The following is a 17,157-nucleotide window of genomic DNA, read 5'->3' as shown; positions in this document are numbered from 1 at the left end:
GAGTGGCTTAACTCCCTATTCCCAGTAAATCGTCACGATAGTCGCCCGCCGGGTAGCGGAACGGCACCGGGCCATCGGCAATACCGTCAAGGAACTGCCGCACGCGCGGATCGCAATTTTCCTGCAGCGCCTGAGCACTACCGTGTGCAACGATCTTTTTGTCCGCCACGATATAAGCGTAATCGGCGATGCTCAATACTTCCGGTACATCGTGAGAAACCACGATGCAGGTTACGCCAAGCGCGCTGTTCAGTTCAGAGATGAGCTTCACCAGCACGCCCATCGTGATGGGATCCTGCCCAACGAACGGTTCGTCGAACATGATTAAATCGGGTTCTAATGCAATGGCTCGCGCCAGCGCGGCGCGGCGCGCCATACCGCCGGAGAGTTCCGAAGGCATCAGTTTCGCCGCCCCCCGCAAACCGACGGCCTCAAGCTTCATCATCACCGTGCTTTTCAGCAACGCAGGCGGCAGGCTGGTATGTTCGCGCAGCGGATAGGCCACGTTATCAAAAACGTTCATATCAGTGAACAAGGCTCCTGACTGAAAGAGCATGCTCATACGTTTGCGAACAGTATACAGGCGCGAGCGTGACATCTCCGGGATGTTTTCGCCATCAAAGAGGATTTCACCGCTATCAGGTGGGATCTGCCCACCAATAAGGCGCAGCAGGGTCGTTTTACCGATCCCGGACGGCCCCATGATGGCAGTGATCTTGCCACGCGGTACGGTCAACGAAATATCATCAAATATCAATCTGTTGGAGCGAGAAAAACTCACTCCACGGACATCGACTATATTCGCCAGCGTTTGGCTCATTTACGGTTCCTTTCTTGCCCTGCTTCATGCGAAGCGTGAAGCTTAAATCAGCCCTAAACCCCACATTTTTACAGAATATTGGCTGGAGAGGTTAGCGAAAGCTGGCATTTGTTTTACTTTTCCGGCGCATAAAGTCAAAATTAGGAATTCGTTACGCCTCAGACTGTATACAGTCCAGCCATTCCCGTGCGATGGACCGACGAGTATACCTGAAGAAAGGACTTTTGATGCTTTTAGCAACAGCACTGTTAATAATTGGTTTACTTTTGGTGGTCTACAGTGCTGACCGTTTAGTGTTTGCTGCATCTATCCTGTGTCGCCTGACTGGCGTACCGCCTGTCGTCATCGGGATGACCGTTGTCAGTGTGGGAACGTCACTCCCTGAAATCATCGTCTCTGTCACGGCATCGCTGCACGGCCAGTTAGACCTGGCGGTAGGCACCGCGATTGGCTCCAATATCGTCAACATATTATTGATTTTAGGCCTGGCGGCACTGCTCCATCCATTTCGCGTGCATTCTGATGTTCTGCGCCGTGAATTGCCGCTAATGTTAATCGTAAGCCTGCTGGCAGGATGCGTATTTTATGATGGCGAACTGAGCGTCAGCGACGGGATTTTCCTGCTGGCGCTGGCCGTCATTTGGTTGCTGTATAGTGTTAAAATCGCCCGTCTGGCTGAAAAACAGGGCCAGGATAGCCTCACGCGTGAGCAGGTCGCCGAGCTTCCGCGAGAAGGCACGCTGCCTGTTGCCCTGCTCTGGCTTGGCGTTGCGCTGATCATCATGCCGATGGCAACGCGCATGGTCGTGGATAACGCGACGGTGCTGGCGAACTATTTCGCTATGAGTGAACTGACCATAGGCCTGACGGTTATTGCCATCGGCACCAGCCTGCCGGAGCTGGCCACGGCCATTGCGGGGGCACGGAAAGGTGAGGATGACATTGCCATTGGTAATATCATCGGCTCCAATATTTTTAATATTGCCATTGTGATGGGCCTGCCGGCCCTGATTACGCCAGGGCCCTTTAACCCCCTGGCGTTCTCACGTGATTACGGCGTGATGCTGCTGGTCAGCGTGATATTTGCCCTGCTCTGCTGGCGGCGGCAACGACAGATTGGCAAAGGCGCAGGCGCGCTGTTGACGGGTGGATTTATCGTATGGATGGCGATGCTGTACTGGCTCTCGCCTCTTCTCTCTGGGTAAACGGAAACGCATTATGTCGCAAATAGAATTGCAGCCGGGTTTTGACTTTCAGAAAGCAGGCAAAGACGTTCTGGAGATTGAACGTGAAGGTCTGGCGCAGTTAGATCAGTACATTAATCAGGATTTTAGTCTGGCATGTGAGAAGATATTTTACTGTGCCGGCAAAGTCGTGGTGATGGGGATGGGTAAGTCCGGCCACATTGGACGCAAAATGGCGGCGACGTTTGCCAGCACCGGAACCTCGTCCTTCTTTGTCCATCCTGGGGAAGCCGCGCACGGGGATCTGGGTATGGTCACGCCGCAGGATATCGTCATCGCACTTTCCAACTCCGGTGAGTCCAATGAAATCCTGGCGCTGATCCCGGTACTGAAACGTTTGCAGGTGCCGCTTATTTGCATGACCAGCCGTCCGGAAAGTAGCATGGCGCGTGCGGCCGATATTCACCTGTGCGTTAAAGTTCCCAAAGAGGCCTGCCCGCTGGGGCTGGCGCCGACCTCCAGCACCACCGCTGCGCTGGTCATGGGCGATGCGCTCGCCGTCGCGCTGCTGGAAGCCCGCGGTTTTACGCCGGAAGATTTCGCGCTTTCCCACCCAGGTGGCGCGCTGGGGCGCAAATTGCTGCTTCGGGTTAACGATATTATGCACACCGGCGATGAAATCCCCCACGTCAGTAAAGCGGCCTCCCTGCGCGATGCGCTGCTGGAAATCACCCGTAAGAATTTGGGTATGACGGTCGTGTGCGACGATCTGATGAAAATTCAGGGGATCTTCACCGATGGAGACCTGCGCCGCGTATTCGACATGGGCGTCGATGTCCGCACGCTGGGCATTGCCGATGTGATGACGCCCGGCGGCATTCGCGTGCGTCCGGGTACGCTGGCAGTGGATGTGCTGAACCTGATGCAGTCCCGTCATATCACCTCCGTTATGGTTGCCGATGGCGACCAGTTGCTGGGTGTGGTACATATGCATGATCTGCTGCGCGCAGGCGTAGTGTAATGAAGGATAAGACAATGAGTAATGCGGGTGCATCCCTTGCAACCTGTTATGGTCCGGTCAGTGCCCAGATGATGGCAAAGGCGGAGAATATTCGCCTGCTGATTCTGGATGTGGATGGGGTACTCTCCGATGGCCTGATTTATATGGGCAATAACGGTGAAGAGCTAAAAGCGTTTAACGTTCGCGACGGCTACGGTATCCGCTGTGCGCTGACCTCGGGTATCGAGGTTGCTATCATCACCGGGCGGAAAGCTAAACTGGTAGAAGACCGCTGTGAAACCTTAGGCATTACCCATTTGTATCAGGGTCAATCCGATAAGATGGCAGCATTCAATGATTTAGTGGGTAAACTGGCTATCGCGCCGGAAAACGTGGCCTACGTCGGGGACGATCTGATTGACTGGCCAGTGATGGCTGAAGTCGGGTTGAGTATTGCCGTTGCCGATGCGCATCCGCTGCTGATCCCGCGCGCGGACTACGTTACCCACATCAACGGTGGCCGTGGTGCCGTCCGTGAAGTCTGCGATCTGCTCCTGCTGGCGCAGGGCAAGCTTGATGAGGCCAAAGGGCAATCGATATGAGTAAAACCAGACGTTGGATTATCATTTTGCTTTCGCTTGTCGCACTGGTATTGATTGGCGTGAACCTTGCCGATCGCGACGATACGCAAACGGAAGCGATCAACACTAACGATCCAACTTATAAAAGCGATCACAGCGACACCGTGGTCTATAGCCCGGAAGGCGCGCTGAACTATCGCCTGATTGCCCAGCATGTTGAATATTTTTCAGATGACGGTATTTCGTGGTTTACCCAGCCTGTCATGACCACGTTTGATAAAGACAAAGTGCCGACGTGGTCAATTAAGTCAGATCGGGCAAAACTGACAAATGACCGTATGCTTTATCTGTATGGCCACGTTGAAGTCAACGCCCTGACCGCTGACTCGCAACTGCGAAAAATTACGACGGATAATGCCCAGATCAACCTGGTGACCCAGGACGTGACGTCGCAGGATCTGGTCACACTGTATGGCACAACATTTAATTCCAGCGGTTTAAGAATGCGCGGGAACTTACGCAGCAAAAACGCCGAGCTGATTGAAAAGGTTAGAACCTCCTATGAAATTCAAAACAAACAAACTCAGCCTTAAAGTAATTATCGCCAGCGCGATGCTGGCAACCAGTCTCCCCGCGCTTGCTGTAACGGGCGATACCGACCAGCCGATTCATATCGAGTCCGACACCCAGTCTCTCGATATGCAGGGCAACGTCGTCACCTTTACAGGTAACGTCGTCATGACCCAGGGCACCATTAAAATTAACGCCGACAAAGTGGTCGTTACCCGTCCGGGTGGCGAGCAGGGCAAAGAGATTATCGATGGCTATGGTAATCCGGCAACTTTCTACCAGATGCAGGACAACGGCAAGCCGGTGAAGGGCCACGCCACGCATATGCACTATGAGCTGGCGAAAGACCTGGTCATCCTGACCGGGAATGCGTATCTGGAACAGCTGGACAGCAACATTACCGGCGACCAGATCACCTATCTGGTTAAAGAGCAAAAAATGCAGGCTTCCAGCGAGAAAGGCAAACGCGTGACCACCGTACTGGTTCCGTCGCAGCTGCAGGACAAAGGCAAAGGCCAGGCCCCGGCACAGAAGAAGAGTAACTAATTCGTTATGGCAACATTAACTGCAAAAAACCTCGCGAAGGCCTATAAGGGCCGCCGTGTCGTAGAAGATGTCAGTCTGACCGTCAACTCCGGCGAAATTGTGGGCCTGCTTGGCCCTAACGGTGCGGGTAAAACCACAACCTTCTACATGGTCGTTGGCATTGTGCCGCGCGATGCCGGCAACATTGTCATTGACGATGAAGACATCAGCCTTCTGCCGCTGCACGCGCGCGCGCGCCGCGGAATCGGCTATCTGCCGCAGGAAGCTTCCATTTTCCGTCGTCTTAGCGTTTACGATAACCTGATGGCGGTCCTGCAGATTCGTAACGATCTAACCAGCGAGCAGCGCCAGGATCGTGCCAACGAGCTGATGGAAGAGTTCCACATTGAGCATCTGCGTGACAGCCTCGGTCAGGCGCTCTCCGGGGGTGAACGTCGCCGCGTTGAGATCGCGCGTGCGCTGGCCGCAAACCCGAAATTTATCCTTCTGGATGAACCCTTTGCGGGCGTTGACCCCATCTCCGTTATCGACATTAAACGCATCATTGAGCACCTGCGTGACAGCGGGCTTGGCGTATTGATCACCGACCACAACGTGCGCGAAACGCTGGCCGTGTGTGAACGCGCGTATATTGTGAGCCAGGGCAATCTGATCGCCCACGGTACGCCGCAACAGATCCTCGAAGACGATCATGTTAAGCGCGTCTATCTTGGGGAAGACTTCAGACTCTGATAGGGTAGAGGTAATGTAACGCCGAACCGGAGAAAAATGCTCTGAACATGAAGCAAGGTTTGCAATTAAGGCTCAGCCAACAACTGGCGATGACGCCGCAGCTACAGCAGGCAATTCGCCTGTTGCAACTGTCCACGTTAGAACTTCAGCAGGAGCTCCAGCAGGCGCTGGACAGTAATCCCCTGCTGGAACAAACCGATCTTCATGACGAGGTAGAAACCCAGCAGTCGCAGGATACAGAAACGCTCGACACCGCGGATGCACTCGAACAAAAAGAGATGCCGGACGAGCTTCCGCTGGATGCCAGCTGGGATGAAATCTACACCGCCGGAACCCCTTCGGGTACGCGTGCAGACTACCAGGACGATGAGCTACCGGTCTATCAGGGAGAAACCACCCAGTCGCTTCAGGACTACCTGATGTGGCAGGTCGAGCTGACTCCCTTCTCCGACACCGATCGTGCAATTGCCACGTCCATTGTCGATGCCGTTGATGACACGGGCTATTTAACCGTCACGCTGGACGATATCCTCGAAAGCATGGGCGACGATGAGATTGAGCTTGAGGAAGTAGAAGCCGTACTCAAGCGCATCCAGCGTTTCGACCCGGTAGGCGTGGCCGCAAAAGATCTGCGCGACTGCCTGCTGATCCAGCTTTCTCAGTTCAGCAAAGAGACGCCATGGCTCGATGAGGCGCGCGTCATCATCAGCGATCATCTGGATCTGTTGGCTAACCACGATTTCCGCAGCCTGATGCGGGTTACGCGCCTGAAAGAAGACGTGCTGAAAGAAGCGGTGAATCTGATCCAGTCGCTCGATCCGCGTCCCGGTCAGTCGATCCAGACCAGCGAACCCGAGTACGTGATTCCGGATGTGCTGGTCAGAAAACACAATGACCGCTGGGTCGTTGAACTGAACTCTGACAGCATCCCTCGCCTGCAAATCAATCAGCAGTATGCCTCCATGTGCACCAGCGCGCGTAACGACTCCGACAATCAATATATTCGTAGCAATTTGCAGGAAGCGCGATGGTTGATCAAAAGTCTGGAGAGCCGAAATGATACGCTGCTACGCGTTAGCCGCTGCATTGTCGAACAGCAGCAGGCTTTCTTTGAGCAGGGCGAAGAGTATATGAAACCGATGGTGCTGGCGGATATCGCTCAGGCCGTCGAGATGCATGAATCAACCATTTCCCGTGTAACCACGCAGAAGTATCTGCACAGTCCGCGCGGTATTTTTGAGCTTAAGTATTTCTTCTCCAGCCACGTGAATACCGAGGGCGGCGGCGAAGCGTCGTCAACGGCGATTCGTGCCCTGGTGAAGAAGTTGATCGCCGCGGAGAACCCCGCGAAGCCACTGAGTGACAGTAAGTTAACCACCATGCTGTCCGATCAGGGTATTATGGTGGCACGTCGTACTGTTGCGAAGTATCGAGAGTCTTTATCCATTCCGCCGTCCAACCAGCGTAAACAGCTGGTCTGACACAACCGATAAGGAAGACACTATGCAGCTCAACATCACTGGACAAAACGTCGAAATTACTGAGGCTTTACGCGACTTTGTGAACACGAAGTTTGCCAAACTCGAGCAGTATTTCGAAAGGATCAACCAGGTCTATATTGTGTTGAAAGTGGAGAAAGTGACTCATATCTCGGATGCCACCCTGCATGTTAACGGGGGTGAACTCCATGCCAGTGCGGAAGGGCAGGACATGTACGCGGCTATCGACGGCTTGATTGATAAGCTTGCGCGACAGCTCAATAAACATAAAGATAAACTGAAACAACACTAATTGTCCGGGCAGTTAACGGGTGCAGGACGGCCTGTTGTGAAACACAACAGGCCATTTGTACAGTTAGCGCTTAGGTGAAATTATGATGAACAACGATTCCGCTCTTCAACTGAGCAATGTCCTTAACCAGGAATGTACCCGCAGTGCTGTTCACTGCCAGAGCAAAAAACGTGCGCTGGAGATCATCAGTGAACTGGCCGCAAAACAGCTGGGCCTGCCGCCGCAGGTGGTATTCGAAGCGATCCTGACCCGTGAAAAAATGGGCAGTACCGGTATCGGCAACGGCATCGCGATCCCGCACGGCAAACTGGAAGAGGATACCCTGCGCGCCGTCGGTGTGTTTGTGCAGCTTGAAACACCTATCGCCTTCGATGCCATTGATAACCAGCCCGTCGATCTCCTCTTCGCGCTGCTGGTTCCTGCCGACCAGACGAAAACCCATCTGCATACGCTGTCGCTGGTCGCAAAACGCCTGGCCGATAAAACCATTTGCCGCCGACTGCGCTCGGCTCAAAGTGATGAAGAGCTCTATCAAATTATCACTGAAGCAGAAGGCAATCAGGATGATGCATAACCAGGAGATGGCCTTCACATCTGTTGTCCTGAGGAGAAACGGAACATGGTGCTGATGATTGTCAGTGGCCGTTCAGGGTCGGGGAAATCCGTTGCTCTGCGCGCGCTGGAAGACATGGGTTTTTACTGCGTAGATAACCTGCCGGTCGTGTTGTTGCCCGACCTGGCTCGGACGCTTGCGGAAAGACAAACCTCTGCCGCCGTCAGTATCGACGTTCGTAACATGCCTGAATCACCAGAAATTTTTGAGCAGGCGATGAGTAACCTGCCTGAGGCGTTTTCGCCTCAGCTGCTGTTCCTCGATGCAGACCGCAATACCCTGATCCGCCGCTACAGCGATACCCGTCGTTTGCACCCGCTTTCCAGTAAGAACCTCTCTCTGGAGAGCGCGATCGATGAGGAGAGCGACCTGCTGGAGCCGCTGCGCTCTCGTGCGGACCTGATTGTCGACACCTCTGAGATGTCCGTTCACGAGCTGGCGGAAATGCTGCGTACCCGGCTGTTGGGCAAGCGCGAGCGCGAACTGACGATGGTGTTCGAGTCCTTTGGCTTCAAGCACGGTATTCCGATTGATGCGGATTATGTTTTCGACGTGCGCTTCCTGCCGAACCCGCACTGGGATCCGAAACTGCGTCCAATGACCGGTCTGGATAAACCCGTCGCGGCCTTCCTCGACAGGCACACAGAAGTTCACAATTTTATCTACCAGACGCGAAGCTACCTTGAGCTATGGTTACCTATGCTGGAGACAAACAATCGTAGCTACCTGACGGTGGCGATTGGCTGTACCGGCGGTAAGCATCGTTCGGTTTACATCGCCGAACAGCTGGCCGACTATTTCCGCTCGCGCGGGAAGAACGTCCAGTCCCGTCATCGCACGCTGGAAAAACGTAAAACATGACCGTAAAACAAACCGTTGAGATCACCAATAAGCTGGGTATGCATGCACGCCCGGCGATGAAACTGTTTGAACTGATGCAGGGTTTCGATGCGGAAGTTCTGCTGCGGAATGACGAAGGTACCGAAGCGGAAGCAAACAGCGTGATCGCGCTGCTGATGCTGGACTCCGCCAAAGGGCGCCAGATTGAAGTAGAAGCCACCGGCCCTCAGGAAGAGGAAGCGCTGGCGGCGGTCATTGCTCTGTTTAACGCAGGGTTTGACGAAGATTAAGCTTGGCTATTCAGGCGGGTGGCGCTGCGCTTACCCGCCCTACATTAATTTATTGCGCTCCATAAACCCTTCCCCTCCCAACTGACGCATCTGGCGCATAATCCACGCCTGTCGGCTTCGCACGTACCCTGATGGGGCACTGGCTTTAAAGCGGATGGGATTAGGTAAGACAGCAGCCAGGAGTGCCGCTTCTGACATACTCAGACGACTGGCCGGTTTATTGAAATAACGCTGTGCGGCAGCTTCCACACCGAATATGCCGTCACCAAACTCGGCGACGTTGAGATACACGGTCAGGATGCGCTTTTTGCTCCAGACCGATTCCATCCCCAGGGTCAGACCCGCTTCCAGCCCTTTTCGCACCCAGCTTCGCCCATCCCACAGAAACAGGTTTTTGGCCGTCTGTTGCGACAGCGTTGACGCGCCTCGCACGCGGTTTTCGTGGCGTTCGTTATGGGCAAGCGCCTTCTCAATGGCCGCGACGTCGAACCCCCAGTGCTCAGGGAATTTCTGATCCTCCGCCGCGATGACCGCCAGCCCCATAAACGGTGAGATCGCGTCCAAGCTCACCCAGTCTGAGTGGGCCACATAGCTGAAATCGCCGGTGAGCCACGCGCCGAGCTGCCGCTCAACCATAACGGCAGAGAACGGAACCGGCATAATGCTGAATAATGCCAGCCCGCCTCCCCAGAATACCGCCAGCACAAGAACGATGCGCAAGAGAATACGTTTCACCCATGCGCCTGCGCCAGATTGACGTCTCATTCAGTGAGTACCAGCACGCGGGCCACCAGCTTTTCAATACCGGAGGCAGCCTCGGCGATATTATTCGCCAGCATATACGCCGGCGTGGTGACAATTTTGTTATCTTCATCAACCACAATGTCATCAACCGGGCACGGAACGTGTTCGCCCCCCATTTCCTCCACGATCTCTGCGGTATCAATATCGGTGCCAATCGTCAGCCGCAACGGGAAATCAAAAATTTTAGGCAGCATGGCCGGCGCGATACAGATAAAGCCCAGCGGTTTTCCCGCCGCGTGCATGGCCTGCGACAGCGTTTTTAGATGAGGATCGATCTGACACTCCGCGCCCTGCGCGGCAAAGGTGCTGAGATTTTTGGCCGCACCAAACCCGCCCGGAACAATTAACGCATCAAGCTCTGCGGCATCTGCCTGAATAAGAGGATGAATGTCACCGCGCGCGATACGCGCGGCTTCAATCAGCACGTTGCGGGTTTCCGCCATTGGCTCACCGGTCAGATGGTTAATCACATCAGCCTGATTTTTGTCTGGCGCAAAGCAAATCACCTCTGCTCCCTGTTTTGCCAAAGCCAGCAGCGTAATGACGGCTTCATGTATCTCAGAACCATCGTAAACACCGCATCCGCTTAGCACGACACCAATCTTTTTCATCATGACGATCCTTTTCTGCAACTTGCTGAAGCACATTAATAATTTTGATTAAAACGCTATGCTTCACACATTTCACTGATTCATGTAACAAACCATTTAAGATTTGCTATCTTATCTGCGTGCGGCCTAAATTTTTCAGGCGGCGCCGATTCGAAAATAACTTTAAAAAACAGGCGCAGCCACGATTTCCCTGGTGTTGGCGCAGTATTCGCGCACCCCGGTTAAGCCGGGGTCATTTTTTTCTGGCTTCGACCCAGGCCTTAAGCACCGCAACATCGTTTTGCCACTCTTGTTTCATCTCTTCCACCCAATCACCCACGTTATCTTCCCATGCAGGTAAATCAGGCGACTGAATCTGTTGACCCAGCTGCTGCAGGTGGCGTAAGCCGACCGAGCCGGCTGCGCCTTTGATTTTATGTCCTTCTTCGACGATGCCCTTCTGGTCGCGGGCGGTCAGGTTTGATTCCAGCACGCTCAGATAGCCAGGCATCATTTTTTCAAACACCGCCAGACCGTCGGTAATCAGTTTTGGACCAACCAGATCGATGTACTGCTCAAGCATTCCCGTATCGAGTATCGTTTGGGCTTTTGCGCTATCAACAGACGTCATGGTGCTCTCCTCTTCATCATGGGTATCCCAGAACTTCTTAATCATGGCGGTCAGAGCAGGCACCGCCAGCGGCTTGCTGAGTACATCGTCCATACCGGCATCGAGATACTCTTTTTTATCTTTCAGAACGTTCGCCGTCAGCGCAACCAGCGGCGGCAGTTCATCGGCCGCGTACTGACGCGTCAGTTCACGGGAGATATCCAGCCCGGTCATATCCGGTAATTGAATATCCAGCAGAACGAGGTCGTATTCGTCCGGTTTAAACATCTCCAGAGCGGCTTTACCCGTCATCGCGACATCGACGCTGTTGCCCAGTTTTTCCAGCACAGAGCGCGCCACAATCACGTTCAGCTCAATATCTTCCACCAGCAGGACGTGCAGCGCAGGCAGCGGCATGTCGTCGTTATCAAAGGTGTCTTCAACCTCTTCCGCCACCGCCGGCGCATGGACCGTCAGCGTGAAGGTTGAACCTTTGCCCGGCTGGCTGACAACGGTGATATCGCCACCCATGCTCTTCGCCAGCCGCTTAGACACTGCCAGGCCAATGCCGGTACCGGTGGCGGGTTTCCCGCCGTTGCTGTCCTTCACCTGGTAGTACATCGCGAAAATCTTGTCCTGCTCCTCCTGCGGAATACCCATCCCGGAGTCTTCCACCTCGAAGTGCAGCATATCGCCTTCGTCAAAGCGGATACGCACCGTCACCTGTCCCTTCTGGGTAAATTTCACCGCGTTGCTGATCAGGTTCCACAGGATCTGGCGCAGCCGCGTACCGTCAGTCACCACTTTATGCGGCAGCGGCAGAGTGGGATCCATCACAAAGCTTAGACCCTTCTGCTGCGCCTGCAGGCCGGACAGGTTTTCCAGATCGGCAAGGAAGCTGGTGAAATCGACCGGCTGGTTATCAAGCTGAACTTTACGACGCTCCATCTTATCCATATCAATAATATCGTTGAAGATATTACCCAGCGTGACCGCCGAGACATGGATCGTTTTGAGGTATTTTTCCTGCTCCGCGGTCAGGTCGGTGTCCAGCAGAATACGGCTCAGCCCGACAATGCCATTAAGCGGCGTACGCAGTTCGTGGCTGATGGTCGAGATGAAGGTGGTCTTGTCGCGGCTGGCGCGCTCCAGGGCATCCTGATAGCGCTTACGCTCGGTGATATCGCGCCCAAAGCCCATCAGGCCGTGGCGTTTCCCGACGCGGTCATAGTAGGGCACCTTACGGATCTCGAAGCAGGCTTTGCGTCCGTCCGGGTAATCCAGCCACTGTTCATAGGTCAGAGAGACGTTATGGCGGAATACCTTTTCATCCGTCTCCATGACCTTGGCGGCCGCCTCTTCGGAGTAAACGTCCTGCGGTTTCAGGTGAATCAGCTGCTTTTCGCTTTTCCCGGTGAGCAGCTCCATCGCCCGGTTACAGCCGGAAAACTCTTTATCTTCATTGCGGTAGAACACCAGATCCGGTGAAGCATCAAGGAACGAACGCAGGAAAGAGGATTGCTGCTCAAGCTGGATCTGCGTGACCTCGCGCTCTTTCATTTCGATTTTCAGCTGCTCCAGCGTGGCCTGACGTTCGGCCTCCGCCTTCTCGCGATCTGAAATCTCCTGATTGAGCTGCGCAATGTTGTCTTTGAGCTGGACGTTGAGCTTAAGGTCGCGCTCGCGCATCTCCTCCAGCTTATCAACCAGTTTTGACAGACGCTGACGGGACTCCTCCAGCTGTTCAACCACCACGGAAAGGAAATAGACCGCCCAGGGGGTTATGAGTAAGCCAAAGAAGATGGATCGGATGACGTCGATACTCTCGACCTGACCGTGCAGCACCATGGTGACGGCCATTTGCACGACAATGGCCAGAACGACCAGCGCCAGCGCAAGCAGCATGGAGAAACGCACCAGCCCAAGCTTCATCATCAGGTCGACGTAATACTGGGCAAGCATTCGAATTTGCTTCATAGAGGATCCCTTCACGACTTTATCGCTCAATAATACTCAAATTCGCGGCGGGACGTTGAAGGTTCTGAGAAAAAGTGCGGGGTGAAACAGGAGATTAGCCTCGCTCCCGGCGAACCGGAAGCGAGGAGAGGTCAATCAGGAGCGCTTCAGCAGCAGCCAGAGGCTGATCAGGAGGAAGCTGGCGCTTGGCAACAGCGCACCAATAATCGGCGGAATGCCATACACCAGCGTCAGAGGACCGAAGATCTGATCGAGCACGTAGAAGACAAAGCCGAAGCTGATACCGGTCACGACGCGTACCCCCATCGGCACACTGCGCAGCGGGCCGAAGATAAACGACAGCGCCATCAGCATCATCACCGCCACGGACATCGGCTGGAAGATTTTGCTCCACATGTTGAGCTGATAACGCCCGGCATCCTGCCCGCTCGACTTTAGGTATTTCACATAGTTGTGTAAACCACTGATTGAGAGCGCGTCAGGATCCAGCGCCACGACCCCGAGCTTATCGGGCGTGAGGTTGGTCTTCCACGTACCGGTCACCGTCTGAGAACCGGTGATTTGCTTCGGATCTGTGAGGTCAGACTCATCAACCTGTGACAAACGCCACTGCTTATGTTCAGGGTCAAACTTCGCCGAAGAGGCGTGTTTGACTGACTGTAAGCGGCGCTGATCGTTGAAGGAGTAGATACTGACGCCGCCTAGCTCATCGTTACCTTTTACACGTTCGATGTAGACGAAGCTTTTGCCATCTTTCGCCCATAACCCTTGCTGAGTGGAAAGCAGAGAACCGCCATACATCGCCTGAGCACGGTAGTTACGCGCCGTCTGTTCGCCCTGCGGCGCGACCCACTCGCCAATCGCCATGGTCAACAACACCAGCGGGATTGCGGTTTTCATGACCGACAGCGCGACCTGCATTCGGGTAAAGCCCGATGCCTGCATAACGACCAGCTCGCTGCGCTGCGCCAGCATACCCAGCCCCAGCAGCGCACCCAGCAGGGCCGCCATCGGGAAGAAGATCTGCACGTCTTTCGGCACGCTGAGCAGGGTATACATTCCCGCGCCCAGCGCGTCGTAGCTCCCCTGCCCCGCTTTTTTCAGCTGATCGACAAATTTGATAATGCCGGAGAGCGACACCAGCATGAACAACGTCATCATGATGGTGGTAAAAATGGTTTTACCGATATAGCGATCGAGAACGCCAAACGCCTGCATTAGATGGCTCCTTTACGCGAGAATCGGGCACGTATGCGGCGCACAGGCACCGTATCCCACAGGTTTAATCCCAGCGCCAGCAGGATGTACAGGCTGTTGACGAACCATGTCCAGACCATAGGATCCAGCTTGCCCTTCGCGCCGTTGGAGCGAATCGAGGTTTGCAGCAGGAAGTAGATCAGATAAAGCAGCATCGCCGGCAGCATAGAGAGCACGCGTCCCTGGCGAGGATTTACTACGCTCAGCGGAACAACAATCAGCGCCATCATAAACACGGTGAAGACGAGAGTAATACGCCAGTGGAACTCAGCGCGCGCTCTGTCGGTATCGGTATTCCATAGGGTACGCATGTCCATTTGCTCGGTATCCGTTGGATCGAGCGCCACAGCCTGATGGCCGATAATGGCCTGGTAGTTCTGGAAATCCGTAATGCGGAAGTCACGCAGCATCGCGGTGCCTTCGAAACGGGTGCCCTTATTCAGCGTCACGATCTGCGAACCGTCTTTGCGCTGCGCAAGTTGACCAGAGTCAGCAATGACCACTGACGGACGCGCGTTACCTTTAGTCCGCAGCTGCGCCAGGAATACATCGTTAAATTTACTGCCGTCAACGCTCTCAATAAACAGCACGGAGTTTCCGTCGGTCGCCTGCTGGAACTGTCCCTGGGCTAACGCCGCCATGCCGGGGTTTGCTTTCGCTTCGGCCAGCACTTCGTCCTGATGACGGGAAGACATGGGGCCTGCCCACATCACATTCACCGCCGCAACAATACCCGTGAACAGCGCCAGTATCATGGCGGCTTTCACCAGTACGGCTTTGCTCAGGCCACAGGCATGCATCACCGTGATTTCACTCTCGGTGTAGAGCTTCCCAAGCGTCATGAGCAGGCCAAGGAAAAGACTTAGCGGCAGGATAAGCTGCGCCATTTCCGGGATCCCTAAACCAAGCAGGGAAAGCACCAGATTCGTTGGAATTTCGCCGTCAACGGCCGCACCGAGGATCTTAACCAGCTTCTGACAGAAAAAAATCAGCAGCAGGATGAAGAGGATCGCCAGTTGGCTTTTGAGCGTCTCCCGCACCAGATATCTTATGATTATCACTTTAAATACGCCCGTAAAAACCCGTCTCTTTGCTGGAAAATCGCTTGTTTCATGGCTTAAACGTCATTTATTCTCTTGAGTCGTCGAAATCATCGCTAAGATTAAAACATCCGGCGGATTCACGCTTCAGGACTTTTTCTGACGTGTCGAAACCGTAGTAACGTAAGATTAACACGAAGTCACCACAACAGCGGACATGAGTTACGAAAGGTTTCAATTCTATCCGTAGCAGCCGCCGTTGTCTTTAAGATTCAGGAGCGTAGTGCATGGAGTTCAGTGTAAAAAGCGGTAGCCCGGAGAAACAGCGGAGTGCCTGCATCGTTGTGGGCGTCTTTGAACCACGCCGACTCTCCCCGATCGCCGAGCAACTCGATAAAATCAGTGACGGCTATATTAGCGCCCTGCTGCGCCGTGGCGAACTGGAAGGCAAACCTGGGCAGACGCTGTTACTGCACCATGTTCCGAACGTACTGTCAGAACGTATTCTGCTGATTGGCTGCGGCAAAGAACGCGAACTGGATGAACGTCAGTATAAGCAGGTGATTCAGAAAACGATTAATACGCTGAATGACACCGGTTCAATGGAAGCCGTCTGCTTCCTGACAGAGCTGCACGTTAAGGGGCGTAACACCTACTGGAAAGTGCGCCAGGCGGTCGAAACGGCAAAAGAAAGCCTGTACAGCTTCGATCAGCTGAAGACCAATAAAAGCGAGCCGCGTCGTCCGCTACGTAAAATGGTCTTTAACGTGCCAACGCGCCGTGAACTGACCAGCGGCGAGCGCGCCATCCAGCACGGTCTGGCGATTGCTGCCGGCATTAAAGCCGCCAAAGATCTCGGCAACATGCCGCCTAACATCTGTAATGCCGCGTACCTGGCTTCACAGGCGCGTCAGCTGGCCGACGCCTACAGCAAGAATGTCATTACCCGCGTCATCGGCGAACAGCAGATGAAAGAGCTGGGGATGCACTCTTATCTGGCGGTCGGTAACGGCTCTCAGAACGAATCCCTGATGTCCGTCATTGAGTACAAAGGCAATCCGTCCGAAGACGCGCGCCCTATCGTGCTCGTCGGTAAAGGCCTGACCTTCGACTCCGGCGGTATCTCCATCAAGCCTGCCGAAGGTATGGATGAGATGAAGTACGACATGTGCGGCGCGGCGGCGGTTTATGGCGTGATGCGCATGGTGGCGGAGCTTCAGCTGCCGATTAACGTGATTGGCGTGCTGGCAGGCTGCGAAAACATGCCTGGCGGTCGCGCCTATCGTCCGGGTGACGTCCTGACCACCATGTCCGGGCAGACGGTTGAAGTGCTGAACACCGACGCCGAAGGCCGTCTGGTACTCTGTGACGTACTGACCTACGTGGAACGCTTCGAGCCGGAAGCGGTGATTGACGTCGCCACGCTCACCGGCGCCTGCGTGATTGCGCTGGGCCACCACATCACCGGCCTGATGTCGAACCACAATCCGCTGGCACACGAGCTTATCGGCGCCTCGGAGCAGGCCGGCGACCGCGCATGGCGTCTGCCGCTGGGTGACGAGTATCAGGATCAGCTGGAGTCTAACTTTGCGGATATGGCGAACATCGGCGGACGTCCTGGCGGTGCGATCACCGCGGGCTGCTTCCTGGCGCGCTTCACCCGCAAGTACAACTGGGCGCACCTGGATATCGCGGGCACCGCATGGCGCTCCGGTAAGGCCAAAGGCGCAACCGGTCGTCCGGTCGCGCTGCTGTCGCAGTTCCTGCTGAACCGTGCGGGTTTTAACGGCGACGAATGATATAAAATGCCGGGTGGCGCTTCGCCTTACCCGGCCTACAACGTCATTCAACCGTAGGCCGGGTAAGCGTAGCGCCACCCGGCTTTGCATTTGAATCCAAACTAAGAAGCCCC

Annotated in this window: 18 protein-coding genes; 12 read left to right on the top strand and 6 right to left on the bottom strand. The window is 54.7% G+C overall.

From position 1 onward, the window contains the following. Positions 1-7: 7 nt before the first annotated feature. Complete coding sequence (gene mlaF, locus ABR39_RS15825; RefSeq protein WP_047347697.1) at positions 8-820, bottom strand: phospholipid ABC transporter ATP-binding protein MlaF; 813 nt, start codon at positions 818-820, stop codon at positions 8-10. Positions 821-1,047: 227 nt separating this feature from the next. Here mlaF and ABR39_RS15820 point away from each other — a divergent pair, with 227 nt between their 5' ends. The 11 genes from ABR39_RS15820 (at position 1,048) to npr (ending at position 8,967) form a co-directional block, all read left to right on the top strand. Then, on the top strand, positions 1,048-2,025 hold the full coding sequence (locus ABR39_RS15820; protein ID WP_047347696.1) for a calcium/sodium antiporter: 978 nt from the start codon (positions 1,048-1,050) through the stop codon (positions 2,023-2,025). Positions 2,026-2,038: 13 nt separating this feature from the next. Further along, positions 2,039-3,025 (top strand): arabinose-5-phosphate isomerase KdsD, encoded by a 987-nt coding sequence (gene kdsD / locus ABR39_RS15815; protein WP_025756696.1) that lies wholly within the window; start codon positions 2,039-2,041, stop codon positions 3,023-3,025. A 14-nt stretch (positions 3,026-3,039) separates the two neighbouring features. Then, on the top strand, positions 3,040-3,606 hold the full coding sequence (kdsC, locus tag ABR39_RS15810; protein WP_047347695.1) for a 3-deoxy-manno-octulosonate-8-phosphatase KdsC: 567 nt from the start codon (positions 3,040-3,042) through the stop codon (positions 3,604-3,606). Beyond that, positions 3,603-4,178 (top strand): LPS export ABC transporter periplasmic protein LptC, encoded by a 576-nt coding sequence (lptC, locus tag ABR39_RS15805; protein ID WP_047347694.1) that lies wholly within the window; start codon positions 3,603-3,605, stop codon positions 4,176-4,178. Before kdsC ends, lptC begins: the two co-directional genes overlap by 4 nt. Beyond that, on the top strand, positions 4,147-4,701 hold the full coding sequence (gene lptA / locus ABR39_RS15800) for a lipopolysaccharide ABC transporter substrate-binding protein LptA (protein ID WP_024906352.1): 555 nt from the start codon (positions 4,147-4,149) through the stop codon (positions 4,699-4,701). Before lptC ends, lptA begins: the two co-directional genes overlap by 32 nt. 6 nt (positions 4,702-4,707) lie before the next feature. Continuing rightward, positions 4,708-5,433 carry an LPS export ABC transporter ATP-binding protein gene (gene lptB, locus ABR39_RS15795; protein WP_025756692.1) on the top strand — a complete coding sequence of 242 codons (726 nt, stop codon included), beginning with the start codon at positions 4,708-4,710 and terminating at the stop codon, positions 5,431-5,433. Positions 5,434-5,480: 47 nt separating this feature from the next. Beyond that, complete coding sequence (gene rpoN, locus ABR39_RS15790; protein ID WP_047347693.1) at positions 5,481-6,914, top strand: RNA polymerase factor sigma-54; 1,434 nt, start codon at positions 5,481-5,483, stop codon at positions 6,912-6,914. A gap of 22 nt (positions 6,915-6,936) precedes the next feature. Next, positions 6,937-7,224, top strand: coding sequence for a ribosome hibernation promoting factor (gene hpf, locus ABR39_RS15785; RefSeq protein WP_013098943.1), 288 nt, complete (start codon positions 6,937-6,939; stop codon positions 7,222-7,224). A gap of 82 nt (positions 7,225-7,306) precedes the next feature. Then, complete coding sequence (gene ptsN, locus ABR39_RS15780) at positions 7,307-7,798, top strand: PTS IIA-like nitrogen regulatory protein PtsN (protein WP_008501443.1); 492 nt, start codon at positions 7,307-7,309, stop codon at positions 7,796-7,798. Between the two features lie 45 nt (positions 7,799-7,843). Beyond that, a complete protein-coding gene (gene rapZ, locus ABR39_RS15775; protein WP_047347692.1) occupies positions 7,844-8,698 on the top strand; it encodes an RNase adapter RapZ in 855 nt (284 codons plus the stop codon). Further along, complete coding sequence (npr, locus tag ABR39_RS15770) at positions 8,695-8,967, top strand: PTS phosphocarrier protein NPr (RefSeq protein WP_003861872.1); 273 nt, start codon at positions 8,695-8,697, stop codon at positions 8,965-8,967. The genes rapZ and npr overlap by 4 nt, the downstream gene beginning before the upstream one ends. 39 nt (positions 8,968-9,006) lie before the next feature. On the opposite strand, the gene mtgA is transcribed toward npr, so the two are convergent. The 5 genes from mtgA to lptF form a co-directional block, all read right to left on the bottom strand. Further along, positions 9,007-9,732 carry a monofunctional biosynthetic peptidoglycan transglycosylase gene (gene mtgA / locus ABR39_RS15765; protein ID WP_047347691.1) on the bottom strand — a complete coding sequence of 242 codons (726 nt, stop codon included), beginning with the start codon at positions 9,730-9,732 and terminating at the stop codon, positions 9,007-9,009. Continuing rightward, positions 9,729-10,382 (bottom strand): isoprenoid biosynthesis glyoxalase ElbB, encoded by a 654-nt coding sequence (elbB, locus tag ABR39_RS15760; RefSeq protein ID WP_047348175.1) that lies wholly within the window; start codon positions 10,380-10,382, stop codon positions 9,729-9,731. The genes mtgA and elbB overlap by 4 nt, the downstream gene beginning before the upstream one ends. A 232-nt stretch (positions 10,383-10,614) precedes the next feature. Continuing rightward, the gene (arcB, locus tag ABR39_RS15755) at positions 10,615-12,948 is read right to left on the bottom strand and encodes an aerobic respiration two-component sensor histidine kinase ArcB (protein WP_047347690.1); all 2,334 of its coding nucleotides are present in this window, start codon (positions 12,946-12,948) and stop codon (positions 10,615-10,617) included. Between the two features lie 135 nt (positions 12,949-13,083). Next, positions 13,084-14,166: an LPS export ABC transporter permease LptG gene (lptG, locus tag ABR39_RS15750; RefSeq protein ID WP_047347689.1), complete on the bottom strand. Its 1,083-nt coding sequence runs from the start codon at positions 14,164-14,166 to the stop codon at positions 13,084-13,086. After that, positions 14,166-15,266, bottom strand: coding sequence for an LPS export ABC transporter permease LptF (gene lptF, locus ABR39_RS15745; RefSeq protein ID WP_047347688.1), 1,101 nt, complete (start codon positions 15,264-15,266; stop codon positions 14,166-14,168). Before lptF ends, lptG begins: the two co-directional genes overlap by 1 nt. A 266-nt stretch (positions 15,267-15,532) precedes the next feature. On the opposite strand from lptF, the gene pepA reads away from it, so the two are divergent. Continuing rightward, positions 15,533-17,044, top strand: a complete 1,512-nt coding sequence (pepA, locus tag ABR39_RS15740) for a leucyl aminopeptidase (protein ID WP_023309366.1) — start codon at positions 15,533-15,535, stop codon at positions 17,042-17,044. Positions 17,045-17,157: the final 113 nt, after the last annotated feature.

Origin of the sequence: Enterobacter genomosp. O (genome assembly GCF_001022965.1) — a bacterium.
Taxonomy (GTDB): domain Bacteria; phylum Pseudomonadota; class Gammaproteobacteria; order Enterobacterales; family Enterobacteriaceae; genus Enterobacter; species Enterobacter cloacae_L.
This window is presented reverse-complemented; position numbering and strand designations above follow the sequence as displayed.